At 53.9% G+C, this 13,663-nt stretch carries 12 protein-coding genes; 7 read left to right on the plus strand and 5 right to left on the minus strand.

The annotated features are described in order from the left end of the window. The first annotated feature begins 6 nt into the window (after positions 1-6). The 5 genes from AC0LWF_RS15095 to AC0LWF_RS15115 all read left to right on the plus strand — a co-directional run bounded on the left by AC0LWF_RS15095 (position 7) and on the right by AC0LWF_RS15115 (position 8,216). A complete protein-coding gene (locus tag AC0LWF_RS15095; protein ID WP_474652362.1) occupies positions 7-966 on the plus strand; it encodes a glycoside hydrolase family 43 protein in 960 nt (319 codons plus the stop codon). An 8-nt stretch (positions 967-974) separates the two neighbouring features. Next, positions 975-2,057, plus strand: a complete 1,083-nt coding sequence (locus tag AC0LWF_RS15100; protein WP_474652363.1) for a glycoside hydrolase family 43 protein — start codon at positions 975-977, stop codon at positions 2,055-2,057. A 19-nt stretch (positions 2,058-2,076) separates the two neighbouring features. Continuing rightward, the gene (locus tag AC0LWF_RS15105) at positions 2,077-4,080 is read left to right on the plus strand and encodes an AbfB domain-containing protein (protein WP_474652364.1); all 2,004 of its coding nucleotides are present in this window, start codon (positions 2,077-2,079) and stop codon (positions 4,078-4,080) included. A 131-nt stretch (positions 4,081-4,211) separates the two neighbouring features. Beyond that, entirely contained in the window at positions 4,212-5,615 is a 1,404-nt protein-coding gene (locus tag AC0LWF_RS15110) for a glycoside hydrolase family 32 protein (RefSeq protein WP_474652365.1), read from the plus strand. 15 nt (positions 5,616-5,630) lie between these two features. Next, positions 5,631-8,216 carry an alpha-L-rhamnosidase-related protein gene (locus AC0LWF_RS15115; protein ID WP_474652366.1) on the plus strand — a complete coding sequence of 862 codons (2,586 nt, stop codon included), beginning with the start codon at positions 5,631-5,633 and terminating at the stop codon, positions 8,214-8,216. Between the two features lie 358 nt (positions 8,217-8,574). On the opposite strand, the gene AC0LWF_RS15120 is transcribed toward AC0LWF_RS15115, so the two are convergent. Genes AC0LWF_RS15120 through mnmL form a run of 4 tightly spaced genes read right to left on the minus strand, consistent with a single transcriptional unit; the run spans position 8,575 to position 11,642 of the window. Next, positions 8,575-9,540: a type I phosphomannose isomerase catalytic subunit gene (locus AC0LWF_RS15120; RefSeq protein ID WP_474652367.1), complete on the minus strand. Its 966-nt coding sequence runs from the start codon at positions 9,538-9,540 to the stop codon at positions 8,575-8,577. 35 nt (positions 9,541-9,575) lie between these two features. Next, the gene (locus AC0LWF_RS15125; protein ID WP_474652368.1) at positions 9,576-9,971 is read right to left on the minus strand and encodes a VOC family protein; all 396 of its coding nucleotides are present in this window, start codon (positions 9,969-9,971) and stop codon (positions 9,576-9,578) included. 29 nt (positions 9,972-10,000) lie between these two features. Continuing rightward, positions 10,001-10,672 carry a tRNA (mnm(5)s(2)U34)-methyltransferase gene (locus AC0LWF_RS15130; RefSeq protein ID WP_474652369.1) on the minus strand — a complete coding sequence of 224 codons (672 nt, stop codon included), beginning with the start codon at positions 10,670-10,672 and terminating at the stop codon, positions 10,001-10,003. A 1-nt stretch (position 10,673) separates the two neighbouring features. Continuing rightward, positions 10,674-11,642, minus strand: a complete 969-nt coding sequence (mnmL, locus tag AC0LWF_RS15135) for a tRNA modification radical SAM protein MnmL/YtqA (protein ID WP_474652370.1) — start codon at positions 11,640-11,642, stop codon at positions 10,674-10,676. Between the two features lie 284 nt (positions 11,643-11,926). On the opposite strand from mnmL, the gene AC0LWF_RS15140 reads away from it, so the two are divergent. Next, complete coding sequence (locus AC0LWF_RS15140; protein WP_126019101.1) at positions 11,927-12,112, plus strand: hypothetical protein; 186 nt, start codon at positions 11,927-11,929, stop codon at positions 12,110-12,112. Positions 12,113-12,274: 162 nt separating this feature from the next. Further along, the gene (gene trmB, locus AC0LWF_RS15145) at positions 12,275-13,057 is read left to right on the plus strand and encodes a tRNA (guanosine(46)-N7)-methyltransferase TrmB (protein ID WP_474652371.1); all 783 of its coding nucleotides are present in this window, start codon (positions 12,275-12,277) and stop codon (positions 13,055-13,057) included. On the opposite strand, the gene AC0LWF_RS15150 is transcribed toward trmB, so the two are convergent. Then, positions 12,976-13,533 (minus strand): phosphatase PAP2 family protein, encoded by a 558-nt coding sequence (locus AC0LWF_RS15150; protein ID WP_474652372.1) that lies wholly within the window; start codon positions 13,531-13,533, stop codon positions 12,976-12,978. The genes trmB and AC0LWF_RS15150 overlap by 82 nt on opposite strands. Positions 13,534-13,663 lie beyond the last annotated feature (130 nt).

Consider the following 13,663-nt stretch of genomic DNA (forward strand, 5'->3'; position numbering starts at 1 on the left):
ACTAAATTGACACTTACGACGAATAAAACTTTTCGCAATCCGATTATGGAAAGCGGAGCAGATCCGTGGATGTATCGGCATACCGACGGCTGCTACTACTATATGGTGACATGCGGCGATCGGCTGGATTTGTACAGGTCCACAACTATGAGCGGGGTTGCCGGAGCACCGAAGACGACGGTTTGGCTGCCGCCGCAAGAAGGTGCGGGCTGCTGTGACTTATGGGCGCCTGAAATTCATTTCATCGGGGAGAAGTGGTACATCTACTTCACGGCGAGTGACGGAAGCGGGGATGCCGGCCGCAAAATCTATGTGCTCGAGAATGAAAACGACGATCCGACGCTGGGAGAGTGGACCGAGAAAGGCGCGATCAAGACAGCGCTGCCGGGACTTGACGGTACGGTGCTCCAGCATGACGGCAAGCTGTATTTCATGTATGCCGGATATGGCAACTATCCAGATTACGGCTCCGCTATCTATGCGGTTGCAATGGACAATCCATGGACTGTTGCCGGTGCCGAGGTGCTGCTGACGAAACCGGAATACGACTGGGAAAAGCAAGGCGGAATGGCGATTAATGAAGGCCCATGCTTCCTTATCCGTTACGGGAAAGTATTCATGATCTACTCGGCCAGCACGACTTGGTCGGATGATTACGGTTTAGGAATGCTGACGTCGGATGCGGACAGCGACCTTCTTGATCCGGCTTCATGGACGAAGAGCGATCATCCTGTATTCGTCAAATGTGTGGAGAATGGCGTGTATGCACCTGGGCATAACAGCTTCACAGTATCGCCGGACGGCACCGAAGACTGGATCGTCTATCATGCGATTCCGACGTCTGAGGGAGGCATGGAGAACCGTCAGCCGCGGATGCAGAAGTTTAGTTGGACGGCGCAAGGGGAACCGGATTTCGGCAAGCCGGTATCGACGGAGACCGATTGTCCCGTACCAGCCGGTGAATGATTGTGAGCTTGCCAAATGCGTTTTGTAAAAGAAAGAGTACGGTAATTGCCGTTCTCGTGCTTATCCTGGCCGCGTTGTCTTACGCGGCTTGTTTCTTTATTAGTACCGATAAAGGACGGCCGGTCGTGAAGACGGCGTTCACGAATCCCGTCTACAATCATGACGCGCCGGACCCTACAGTCATTAAAGCGGAGGACGGTTATTATTACGCGATTACTACGCAAAGCCAGTATGACGGGAATCTCGTACCGCTGCCGATTCTCCAGTCGAAGGATCTCGTGCATTGGGAGATGAAGGGTACCGTATTCACAATCGATGAAGTGCCGTCTTGGGCGACATTCGATTACATGTGGGCGCCTCATCTGACCTATCACAAAGGGAAGTACTACGTGTACTATTCGACCAAAGTGAATGACGGCGACCCGTTCAAAGGGATGGGCATTGGCGTAGCGGTCGCGGATAACCCGCTTGGACCCTATAAAGATCAAGGCGGTCCGGTTGTCTGGGGCACAGGGTTTGAGAAGATTGACCCGTTCGTGCTGGATGTTGAGGATGGCGAGCGGTACTTGTATTGGGGCTCTGATAAACAGCCGATCTATGCTGCCCAGCTGTCCGAGGACGGACTGAGCGTAGTCGGGGAAGAGAAGGCCGTTATTTACCCCGGGGCGCAAAGCAGAGAAGGCTACGATGCACTAGTCGAAGGACCATGGGTTGTGAAGCGAAACGACTACTATTACATGTTCTACTCCGGCGATTATTGCTGCCAAGATAACAGTGGCCAAGACGCCCATTATGCAGTAATGGCTGCGCGGAGCAAGTCGTGGGCTGGCCCGTTTGAGCCGTTCCCGGACAATCCGGTGCTCGAGAAGAATGACACATTCCTCGCGCCGGGCCATAACGCTGTCATTCAAGATGAGGCAGGAACCGATTGGATGCTGTACCATGCCTACAATCTCAAAGATATTTCCTCTTCAGGGCGCGTGATGATGCTTGATAGGATCGAATGGAAGGACGGATGGCCGGTCATCGCAGGCGGCATGGGGCCAAGCCCGGCGCTGCAGCAGGACGGGCCGGTGACGAATAAACCATAATGCCTTAGGAGGAACAGTAATGAACAAGAGGAAACGATTCTTTCTGGTATCGCTTGCGCTTCTGTTACTGCTTCAATTGTTTGCCATTGCACCTGCGAATGCAGCCGCTTCCGGTTCGGTCGTTTATAGCAATTCTGCGGAGCCTGAGCCTTATTACGCAAGAGCGGCGAAATTGGGCAATGGCAATATCCTGGCTACCTTTACGAGAAAATTCCCTGTCAATACGAGCTGGGTGGGCATGCAGCCGTTCAACTTCTATCAGAGCGCGGACAACGGCAAGAGCTGGTCGTATCTCTCTCAGATCGACCCGAACAGCTACGGCTTGAACCGCGATCAGCAAGCGATGACGACGCTGTATGTGCTGCCGCAGCAGCTTGGCAGCTATCCGGCTGGCACGTTGCTCTTCGCATCGAGCGATTGGGGCGCTAGCGCGACCTACACGATTCATATTTGGCGCAGTACTGACAATGGCGCGACATGGCAATTGCACAGCAATTTGGCTGCGCAAGGCGGCTCCGGCACGCATCATACATGGGAGCCGGAGTTCGCTGTCTCAAGCGATGGTCGTCTGATCTGCTACTATTCCGATGAGCGGCAAGCGGGTTACAACCAGGCCATTGCGCGCGAAATTTCATCGGACGGCGGCGTGACGTGGGGCAACTACAGCATCATCATCGGCGATAGCTCGAACTCTGGCGCAAGGCCAGGCATGCCTCGCGTCGTTCGCCATAAGAACGGCACTTATTATATGTTCTATGAATATTTTGGAGCGCCGCCAGAAGCAGCGGTTCGGTTCAAAACATCCTCAGATGGCATCAACTGGGGAACGCCATCTGGACTTGGGGCTGTTGTTGGCTCCGGTATTTACCGCGCCTCCCAAGCTCCGGAAGTCGCATATGTGGACGACGGCACGACGAATGGCAGATTCTATGCGCGCGGCATGACCGACGTTGTGCCTGATCATAACAAAATGTTCACGAGTTCGGATAACGGCGCCACTTGGCAGCTGATTGATGCGCCGCTCGCTGTGGTGGGCAGCAATCAGAACACGCCTGCCGCTTGGAGCGGAACGCTGCTCCCGCTTGCGAATAACATGCTTCTTGAAATCAATACCGTCAAAGCCGGCAGCATAAACGAAATTCGTTCTAATGTGGCGCAAATGAACGGCGGCTCGTCGATTGTCTCCGGTGCGACATACAAATTCGTCAATCAGAACAACGGGCTCGTCATTGATAACGCAGGCGGAGGCTCTCCTGCGGGAACTCGTCTGATCGAGTATAACGACCTCGGCGCGAATACCCAATGGTTCAAGGTAGATTATCAGAGCAACGGCTTCTTCCGCGTGATGAACCTAAATAACAGTCTCGTTTGGGATGATCCGAACGGCGCGACGACACCGGGCACACAAATCAACCAATGGACGGACAACTTCCTCGATACGCAGCGCTGGAAGTTCACGTACTCGGGCAGCGGAAGCTTCTATACCATCATGAATGAACACAGCGGTCTGATGGTTGATAACGCTGGAGGCGGAGCGCCTGCGGGAACGAAGATTATCCAATATACGGCGAACGGTCTGGATACGCAGCGTTGGAAAGCCGTCCGTGTCGATACCGAAACGCCGATTAATCAGTTCGAGACCTACAACTTCCCAGGCAGCTTCATTCGCCATGAGAGCGGCAGAGGTAAGACGAATGGAAGCCAGTATATCGCGGACGCGCAATGGAAGATCGTGCCGGGGTTGGCGGATTCTACAGCAATATCCATCGAATCCGTCAACTTCCCAGGCCGCTTCTTGCGTCATAAGAATGGCGAAGTGTGGATGGATGTGAACGACGGCACGACGCTCTTCAAGAACGACGCAACGTGGAGGCTTCGCACTGGCTTCGCGAATGGACTCGCAGCGTCGTTCGAATCGTATAACATTGCGGGACAATATATAAGACATATGAACGGACTGTTGTACATTTCTTCCATTACGACGAGTGCGGATCAGCAAGACGCAACGTTCTTTGTCAAATAGTTCTGAGTAGTGCCATGCTGGGCCTCCTGATTGGGAGGCTCTACTTTTTTTATTAGATCGAAGGTATGGCGGAGGACTTCCGCGAACTATGTAAACGAAGCAAACGAAAGTGAACATAAGGAGAGATAACAATGGATCGTTACAAACCGAAGTATCACTTTACACCGCCTCGCAATTGGATGAACGACCCGAACGGGCCTTTTCAGCTGAACGGCGAATATCATTTGTTTTACCAGCATAACCCTGATGCGCCAGAGTGGGGCCAGATTCATTGGGGTCACGCGAAGAGTCTCGATTTGGTGAACTGGGAGCAGCTGCCGATTGCGCTGGCGCCTTCCCGCGATCTCGGAGAGCAGCACTGCTACTCGGGCTGCGCGGTTGTCGATGGACAAGATGTCCGCTTGTTCTATACGAGCATTGGCGAAGGGGAGCGAAATGCGACTAGCGGTGCGCAGCAGTGGACTGTTAAGCGTGACAGCGAAGATTTGCTCTCGTGGCATAAGCCGGAGTTCAACCCTGTGCTCACCAATGAACTTCACGGTGATCTGCAATTTACGGAGTGGCGCGATCCGTACGTTTGGAAAGAGCAGGACGGATGGAAAATGCTCACTGGCGGCATTCATGAGAATAAAGGCGTTGCGCTCATCTATCGCTCCGACAATTTGGAAGAGTGGAGCTTCGAGCGGATTTACTATAAAGGCGAAGAGGGGATTTTTGAATGTCCGCACATTTTCCGTTTCGGAGATAAAGCGGTTCTGTTCTATTCCCCAAGCGCACCCGTGCAATATGTGACTGGCCCGTGGAGCGCTGAAGGACTGACGGAAGTGGAAGGACGCGGAACCGTTGATACTGGCGGATGGGATGGTTATTACGCATCGACGGGCTTCGTTGACGAAGCGGGCCGCCGCATTCTGCTCGGCTGGATGCCGGAGTGCAGGGGAGAAGACTTCCCGCTGCGGCTGGACTGGAACGGGGCGCTGGCGCTGCCGCGGGTTGTCGACCTGAAGCCGTCTGGCCGTATTTCGATGAAACCGGTTCCAGAGCTGGTGTCGCTGCGGGGCGAGCATGTTGCTTTTGCGGATGTGCGAATTGGTGAGGGACAGCCATTCGATACGGGTATATCCTCGACTACCTTCGAAGGTGCGTTTGAAATCAAGAAGCCAGCTGCTGATGCTCCTCAAGTGTTTACAATCTCTGTTCTGGCTTCGCCTGACGGTCGGGAGCATACAGATGTGCGGATTGATTTTGCGGCAGGGACGATTACGTTGGACCGTTCTAACTCGAGCTTGTTCAGCGGAGTACGCAAAGCCGATATGGTATCCGAGCTGAACCTGCAAGAAGGAGAGGAATCGGTGCAGCTGCGTCTGTTCGTCGATCAGTCTGTTGTTGAGCTGTTCGCAGGCGATGAAATCTGTATGACCGCGCGCGTCTATCCTTCCTTGGAAGCTAGCAATCGCATTCATCTGCAATCCAGCGGGGAAGTCGATATCGCAAGCTTGGAGATTTGGGAGATGCGAGCAGCGAACATCAGCTAGACATAGGAGGCCGTGATGGAAACAGCGGAACCAGTAGCTTTGCGCGGACCACAGTTTCATTTTGCAGCGGGGGCTCAAGGCGGGATTGGCGAACTGATCGATTTCTATTATGAGGATAAGCAGGGCCTGTGGTGCTTCGAATACAGCTATGCGGATGGGTCAGGAGCGGGAGCTGCGGTTAGCCGGGATCTCGTTCATTGGCATGAGGCATCTGTGCAGACGATGCGGGAGCGGGCTGGGGGTAAGGATAAACTGGCTTCTCCTTGTCTCGTCGAGCTGCCGATTGTGAACAACCCTAATCTGACAAAATGGCTCCGGCTTCACGAGAATGACACCTACGATATCGGGGAGTGGGACGGCGAGTCTTTCTTTACAGATGGCGAGCCTGCTGCCTTGTGGCATGACGTGGATTCGGGACGGCTGGCTTGTGGGAAGGGGCGCTTCATCCTTGCGGGGCTTGGTCTTGCGAGCAGCGGCCGGCTGCTCGTGCTTGCGGAGCTGAGTCTGCGAAGGACGGCGCAGGGCAGCGTCCAGCTTCATGCTGCGCCTGTTGGCGAACTGCACAACCTGCGTGTATGGCAGCGTGAATGGACGGTCGCTGATCTGAACGAACAGCAACCATTCAACGAAAGCTTGCAGTTTCGCATCGCTCCTGGCGAATGGCCGGATATTCGCATTATGCCTGCGGAGGATGGCGAGCCGGATGCGATTAAGTCCGATCTGCTGGACGTTCAGCTGGATATTAACGCGGCAGCTCAAAGCTATTTGCTCGAGATCGAGCTCTATGGGGTCAAGATTGTTGTGGAGATGAGCGAGAGTGCAGCAACTATTAGCTGCAATGGGACGGCGACAACGTTGGCGAAGCGCGAAGTCAGCCTCAAGCTGCGCTTGTTGCTGGACCAAGCTTTCATGGATATATTCGCAGGCGACGGCGAGGCGGTCCTGTCCATTCCGATAGCGCCAGACTACGAGCAGCAGCGGGATCTCAAGCTGCATTGTCAGAGCGGAACGATACCATCGGTAGCGGTAGATGTGTATGGCCTGCGCAGCACAGAGCCGAGTCCGCCCGAGCGCCTGCTCATCGAAACGGCTCATCCGGCAGAGGACCATGTTATCTATCAATCGGAGAGCTATTCAGTCTACAGCCATCGTGTTGAAGACACCGTTTATGGCGAGCCGCCTGCATACGTGCCTGACCGCAATACCATTCTATCGCCGACCCGTGCCGTCGAAGAGTTCGCGTGGCGCAAGAACTGGGCGAATGATATGACTCGCGTCATTGATCGCGGCAACGTTTGGCATCCGCAGGCTGAGATTGCGATGCTGCCGGATCTCCGCACTGGCCATGCGACGATAGATGCTGCATACCGTCTCGCAGCGGACGTCTTCTATCGGTGCGGCTCACCAGAATTTGCCCGGCCGGGCGAGGAAGGGATGTGGACCGCGGGACAATTCCAAGGTCCGGGGGAAGGCTTCGGTGTCTGGGTGCGGGATACGACGCATATCGCAATACGCTCTGGGAATCTGCTGGACCCGGCAGGAGCTAGGGCATCGCTGCTCTTCACGACGAAGGATGGCTTCGACAATGGCGTGGACGGAACGGCGATGCCGATCGTCGGCATATGGGACTACTATTTGGCGACTGGCGATCTCACTCTCGTTCAGCAAACATGGCCGAATCTGAAGAATCGGATTGCGAAGCTGGAAGAGGGCTTCGATCTAGAGCAAGGCTTGGTCCCGGCTGATCAGTCGACCTCCAATGATGCGTTTCCTGAACCCGAGGCTGGCGGATTCTGCTTGGCGACGGAAACCTATTTCATGGAATCGTTCCGTGCGATGTCGCGCATGGGTGTTCTCATGGGGGAGCCGGAAGAACAGGCAAGGAGCTGGGCGGAGATCGGTGAACGCCTGCTTCAGGGTATTCAGCACCAATATTGGAACGAAGAAGCAGGCTATTTCACCAGCGGGCCGATCGGCAGCGAGAGCTATCGTGAAGGCTACTGGGAATCCGCCGGACAGGAGATGGCGATGTGGCCTAGGTACGGCATCGCCACGCCGGAGCAGCGTCAGCGTATCTTGAATCGGCTGCCAGAGGTGGCGATGAACGAGTTCGGTGTGAACGTCTTCCCTTATCGTGAGGAGACGAATCACTTCGCGGGTGCGGCTTGGGTCGTCTGGACGAGTGGGATGGCTGCGGCTGCGGGGCGTGAGGGGAGACTTGATCTGCTCATGACGCTCATTGCGCAGCAAGTCCGCAATAGTGTAATGACGAAGACGTTCTATGAGGTCATTGAATATAAAACGGGCAAGGCGTGGCGTTGGCCTGGTCAGCTCTGGCATGCCGCTGGCTTCATCTCTTACTTCTATTTTGGAGTCCTTGGAATTGAGTATGACGAACAGGGAATGACGATGAAGCCTGCCGTTCCAGAGACGCTTCGCGATCTCCGGCTAGACAATTTGCGCTATCGGGAGGCTGTGCTCGATATTGCCGTACATGGCTTCGGAACGAAATTCCGGATGACATGCGATGGCGAACAGCTTGATGTCGTTCCGACTAGCTTGAAAGGCAAGCATTTTATTGAATTGTGGTCTGTGGAGTAAAGAAGGACCCCTTCGCATGAATGCGAAGGGGTTCTGTTTTTAAGATGCAATGCCCCTGCCCCGCGCTACCCTCCGCCAACTTTGCGCTAACGAATCGTATAGCGCTTATTTCGCCAATATCGGCTGGTTAAAACGACTAACGAACTGGGGGCACGCCTATTGCTCCGATTCAGCCACTAAAATGGCTCAAATGCGCGGAATAACGTTACTTGAGTTCGTTAGAGGGCCGTATAGCTGGGTGTGCATCGGCTACACATCCAAATCACGAAGGCTTCATTCATGCGAACTGGGGTTTTCTAACTTTAAGTTAAAGCCCCCTCCGCTATTAACGCGAAGAGGGCTCTACTATGTTCACGTATTAAGGCGTTACGCTGCGAAGCACGGTCATATGACCGTCCAGCTCATAGCCGCCGAGGCTGGCAGGAAGCAGGAAGCATTCGCCTGCTTTGACGTCTTGCTTGCCTCCGTCCCAGCTAAGTTGGCCAGTTCCTTCGGCAATAACCAGAATGACGAAGGATTCCGGAGTCGTAGATAGCTTCCACGGTGCGCGAACGACACCTTTATCTACAACGAAGTACGGGGATTCTGCGATGCACAGCCATTCATTGTCGCCGATTGCATCGGTCTTCATGCGGCTTGCGCCCGCGCCTTCATATGCCGTTACGTTGAGAGAATCTTCAACGTGAAGCTCGCGGAGCTTGCCGTCGAGTCCCGGACGGTTATAGTCGAACACGCGGTAAGTGGTGTCGGAGTTCTGCTGAATTTCAGCGACAACAACGCCAGCGCACAGCGCGTGAACCGTTCCGGCTGGTATGTAGAACGCATCGCCGGCTTCGACGGAAACCTCTTGCAGGCAGTCCATCACGCGGCCTTCTTCGATTGCGGAAGCGAGCGCAGCGCGGTCAACGCCATCTTTTAACCCATAGATGATCTTGGCTCCTGGTTCGGCAGCGAGAATGTACCACATTTCGGTTTTGCCAAGCTCGCCCTTCGGCAGCCCTTCGTACGAATCCGTCGGATGCACTTGGATCGACAGATCGTCATTGCAATCCAGCAGCTTGATAAGCAGCGGGAAGCGGCCTTCCTCGGCGTAGCCTTTCGTGCCGAAGTACTCTCGTCCGAATTGCTCGCGAATCTCGTCCAGTCCTAGCCCGGCGAGTGCGCCGTTCATTACTTTCGTTGTGCCGTTCGGGTGGTCGCCGATCATCCAGCCTTCCCCGATTGCGCCGTCCGGCAGCTCTAGGCCGAATTGCTCCAGCGCGCGGCCTCCCCAAATTCGTTCCTTCATCTCAGCTTTAAATTGCAGCGGATAAACTTGCGTCACAGTATATCTCTCCCCACTTCGTAGTTGCCGATATCTTAGGCTTTGCTTGCAGGCTGGAACATTTCAAGGTATTCGCGGTCCGGGCCGTAGAAGAAGAAGTAGCGCGCGCCGTTAGGCAGCGTCGTAATCTCGGTTTCTTTGAGCGGAACGCCAAGGCCTTTGATTCGTTCCAATTCTGCTTCCACATCATCCACTGTAAAAGCAAGATGGTGCGTGCGGCCTTCTTCGGAGAGCTCGCCAGGGTAGCCTTCGATCAGCTCAACTTCGGACTCTTGGCCGTCCGCGCCTGCGAGGAAGCCAAGACGAATAACGCCATTGTTGTGCGTCAGCGTGTACAGATACTTGAGTCCAACCACTTCCGTATAGAATTTAATCGAATCTTCCAAATTGCTAACCATAACGCCAACATGCTCCAATTTACGAACTGCCATGAATAAAGACCTCCTTGGGATAATGGTTTTTACCGCTTCTCAATCGCTAACAAATAAGGTGCTTCTGCTTTCTGCGCCATCCGGTACAGTACGGCCTGCGCAAGGTGCTGCGGCAGCTCGGAAGCGAAGCGGGTAACCGCATCCGCTTCTTCGGCACCGCCAGGATGACCGGGGTAGAGTACGACAGTCAGGATGCCGCCTTTGCGCAGCAGGGTGATCGCGGCAACAAGCGCGGCAATCGTCGCATCTGTTGTTGTGATGATGCTCTGATCAGCTCCAGGCAAGTACCCAAGGTTGAACATAACCGCAGCGACTTTGCCATGAGCATCAGCCGCAACATGCTTGTCCATCTCGGCATGGCTGGCATGCACCAGCTGCAGCTTCGCCATGCGATCCGATTCACGGTTTGGCTCCCGGTTTGCCTCGCGGTTTGCCTCGGGGTTTGCCTCATGATCCGCTTCACGGTCAGCCGTCGGCACATCCGCCTCAGTCTTGCTGTCACCTGACAGTCGCTGCCGCGTACGCTCAAGCGCCTCCGCTTGAATATCGAAGGCGTAGACAGTGCCGCGAGGCCCGACAAGCTCGCATAGAAACTGCGTATCGACGCCGTTGCCGCATGTGGCGTCAATGACGGTATCGCCGCTCGATGCGCGCTCCTTCACCAGCTTATGCGCCATGCTAAGCACGCTGAGAAAGCCCATCTTACTGCGCCTCCCACAACCGGCCTTGCCATGTCTCGCGCCGAGCCAGCTCATGGTCGATGCTGTTAAGCACTTCCCATTTCTTCAGGCTCCACATCGGGCCGATAAGCAGATCACGCGGCGCATCGCCGGTAAGCCTATGCACAATCATCTCCGGCGGCATCAGCTCCAGCGTATCGACGATCAGCTTCACATACTCGTCCTGATCGAGGAACCGGAGCAAGCCTGCTTCGTACTGCTTCACCATCGGCGTCTTGCGCATGAGATGGAGCAGGTGGATCTTGATGCCCTGTACATCCATCGCAGCAACCGCTTTGCCTGTATCCAGCATCATTTCATGCGTCTCTTGCGGCAAGCCATAGATAATATGCGCGCATACTCGAATGCCGCGGGCACGAAGCCGCTTGACGGCATCCTCGTAGCAGGCGGTATCATGCGCACGGTTGATGAGCTCCGACGTCGATTCGTGAATCGTCTGCAGGCCCATCTCTATCCACAAATATGTGCGCTCGTTCAGCTCAGCCAAGTAATCGACGACATCATCCGGCAGGCAATCCGGCCGAGTTGCAATCGACAGGCCGACTACGCCGGGCTGAACGAGAATGGCTTCATAATATTCCCGCAGCTCCTCTACAGGCGCATACGTATTCGTATAAGCCTGGAAATAGCCGATATATTGCGCTTCCGGCCATTTCTGATGCTGCAGGTCTCGTATGGTATTAAACTGGGTCACCAGATCATCCCGCCGACTTCCGGCGAAATCGCCTGAGCCGCGCGCGCTGCAGAACGTGCAGCCGCCTTTTGCGATTGAGCCGTCGCGGTTTGGACAGGTGAACCCGGCATCTAGCATCACTTTAAACACTTTACCGCCGAATTGCTCTCGCATTTCGTAATTCCATGTATGAAACCGTTTGTCGTTCCATAGCCTAGGCGTAGCGGTAACGGCAGTAGTTTCGGTATGAACCTTCATCTTAGTAGCTCCTCTTGCTTGTAGTTCGCGAAATTGACTAAGTACAATCATAACGAAATTCCGAGCAAAACGCCATCTTTAAGGTCTGGACAAGCTGGAAGAAAGGGCGGAAAAAACGCAGATTTATTTGTGAAAAGGGCTTGCTATACCTAACATGAAGTGTTATATTAAAAGAGCGACAGATCAACAAAAACGACAAAATTCAAGCCCTCTTCATAACACTTTTCATGTAAGGTTTATATCTGGAAATTCGTTTTTGAAAAAACCAGTTGAGGTGATGAGGAATGAATAATCAAGTGAAGATCCCTAATGGCGATGAGAAGGTAACTGTTGAACTAACGAGAAAAGAGCTCATGTCGCTTGCCGGCATCCGTTTCTACGATAACCATAAAGTTGAAGTTTCCGCACGTAAGAAGCTGCATGACCTGCTGGAGTCGCAAGAAGGCACTGCACGGCAGCTGTTGAATTAATCCGATATAATTTGAAGCCGAGCGGCGTCCATGGCGCCCTCGGCTTTTTTGTTTTTTCTAGACGATGGCAGGGGCGTACTTTACAAGCAGCACGGAATTCGGGCACAATAAGGACTAGTTAACGCGGTAATTTGCGATCAATACGTGGAGGAATCAATTCATATGCGTCTTAGAGGAAGAAAAGGAATTTTGGAAAGTTTGGAAGCACAGCCGGAGCTTGTCGTTCTGGATGCAGCACCGCATAAGGGCCGCTGGAAGGAATTTTTCGGCAACGACAATCCCATTTATATCGAGCTTGGTATGGGGAAGGGTCGCTTCATCAGCGACATGAGCGTGCGCAATCCGCATATTAACTTTATCGGCGTCGACATGTACGATGAGCTTATCCGCCGCGCCAGCGACAAAGCAAGATTAGCATGGGAAGATAAAGGCGTGGACAGCCCGCCGAACCTTGCGCTGCTGCGAGCGAACATTGAAGGCATTGAGAACATGTTCGCACCAGGCGAAATTCAGCGTATTCACTTGAACTTCAGCGATCCATGGCCGAAGGCTAAGCATGCTCGCAGAAGACTCACGCATCCTCGCTTCGTGGCCAAATATATGGAGATTCTAAACGAGTACGGGGAGATTCATTTTAAGACAGACTCGCAGTCGCTGTTTGAATTCTCGCTGAACAGCTTTGCGGATATGGAGCTTCATATGCGTAACATCGCGCTTCACCTTCACAAAGAAACGCTGCGTGATGACCTCGTGCTGACCGAATATGAATCGAAGTTCGTGGAGCGTGGCAACAACATTCACCGCGTCGAAGTCGTTATCGGCGAGAAAGCCATTGCGGCACATAAAGAAGCGAAGCTCGCTGCTCAGAAGATTGACCAAGAAGCAGATATTAATAATGAAGTAGACGAGCCAAGTATAGCGCCGACAGCGACGTCGGAAGGATAATGCAGCCCGAGATACATGCGCGACCAGCCTACGGAAACGCCTAACAGAATGGCGACCGGCAGCAGAAGCGGAAGCAGCGCTGCATCAACTAGCAGCCATGGCATAAGCCAAGCAAATATAGCCGTTGTGTGACCCGATGGAAAAGAGGAGTCGCATAGCGGCTTTTTGCATGCATTGATGCTTGCGAGCGCTTGGTAGGGGCGCAGCCGGCTAAATTTGCGTTTGACGATTGCGACGGGAATGTGGCTGATTGCGGTAGCGGCGAGGCATTGCCAGCCCGCAGTGCTCCAGGAGCCTGATCCAAGCAGGGCGATCAGCAAAGCAGTCGCGAGCGTAAACGAAGCTCCGCCTATGTGCGTGATCGTACCGAGCCATCTGCTTAACCATACGTTTAGTCCTCGATGCGACGGCCTGCGGTTTGCCCACATTAATAAGCGCTGATCATGTGTAAGGACCCAGAACATCATATTGACCATTCCTTTTCCCTCCCAAGTTGTAATCGGCCCCTCGTCATCCAACGGTTTGGTACCAGTGTAACGGGCAATTGTTTGCGCCATATCAACGGTTTAATAAGCGATTATGAATTCTTAACGATCCCTTCATGAA

Source organism: Paenibacillus sp. sgz302114 (assembly GCF_056120345.1).

Bases quoted from the DNA above. Each gene is read 5' to 3' on its own strand.
- AC0LWF_RS15130 (WP_474652369.1), bottom strand. From the start codon at position 10,672: ATGGGCTTTCTCAGCGTGCTTAGCATGGCGCATAAGCTGGTGAAGGAG.
- AC0LWF_RS15140 (WP_126019101.1), top strand. From the start codon at position 11,927: ATGAATAATCAAGTGAAGATCCCTAATGGCGATGAGAAGGTAACTGTT.
- trmB (WP_474652371.1), top strand. From the start codon at position 12,275: ATGCGTCTTAGAGGAAGAAAAGGAATTTTGGAAAGTTTGGAAGCACAG.
- AC0LWF_RS15110 (WP_474652365.1), top strand. From the start codon at position 4,212: ATGGATCGTTACAAACCGAAGTATCACTTTACACCGCCTCGCAATTGG.
- AC0LWF_RS15115 (WP_474652366.1), top strand. From the start codon at position 5,631: ATGGAAACAGCGGAACCAGTAGCTTTGCGCGGACCACAGTTTCATTTT.
- AC0LWF_RS15125 (WP_474652368.1), bottom strand. From the start codon at position 9,971: ATGGCAGTTCGTAAATTGGAGCATGTTGGCGTTATGGTTAGCAATTTG.
- AC0LWF_RS15105 (WP_474652364.1), top strand. From the start codon at position 2,077: ATGAACAAGAGGAAACGATTCTTTCTGGTATCGCTTGCGCTTCTGTTA.
- AC0LWF_RS15150 (WP_474652372.1), bottom strand. From the start codon at position 13,533: ATGGTCAATATGATGTTCTGGGTCCTTACACATGATCAGCGCTTATTA.
- mnmL (WP_474652370.1), bottom strand. From the start codon at position 11,642: ATGAAGGTTCATACCGAAACTACTGCCGTTACCGCTACGCCTAGGCTA.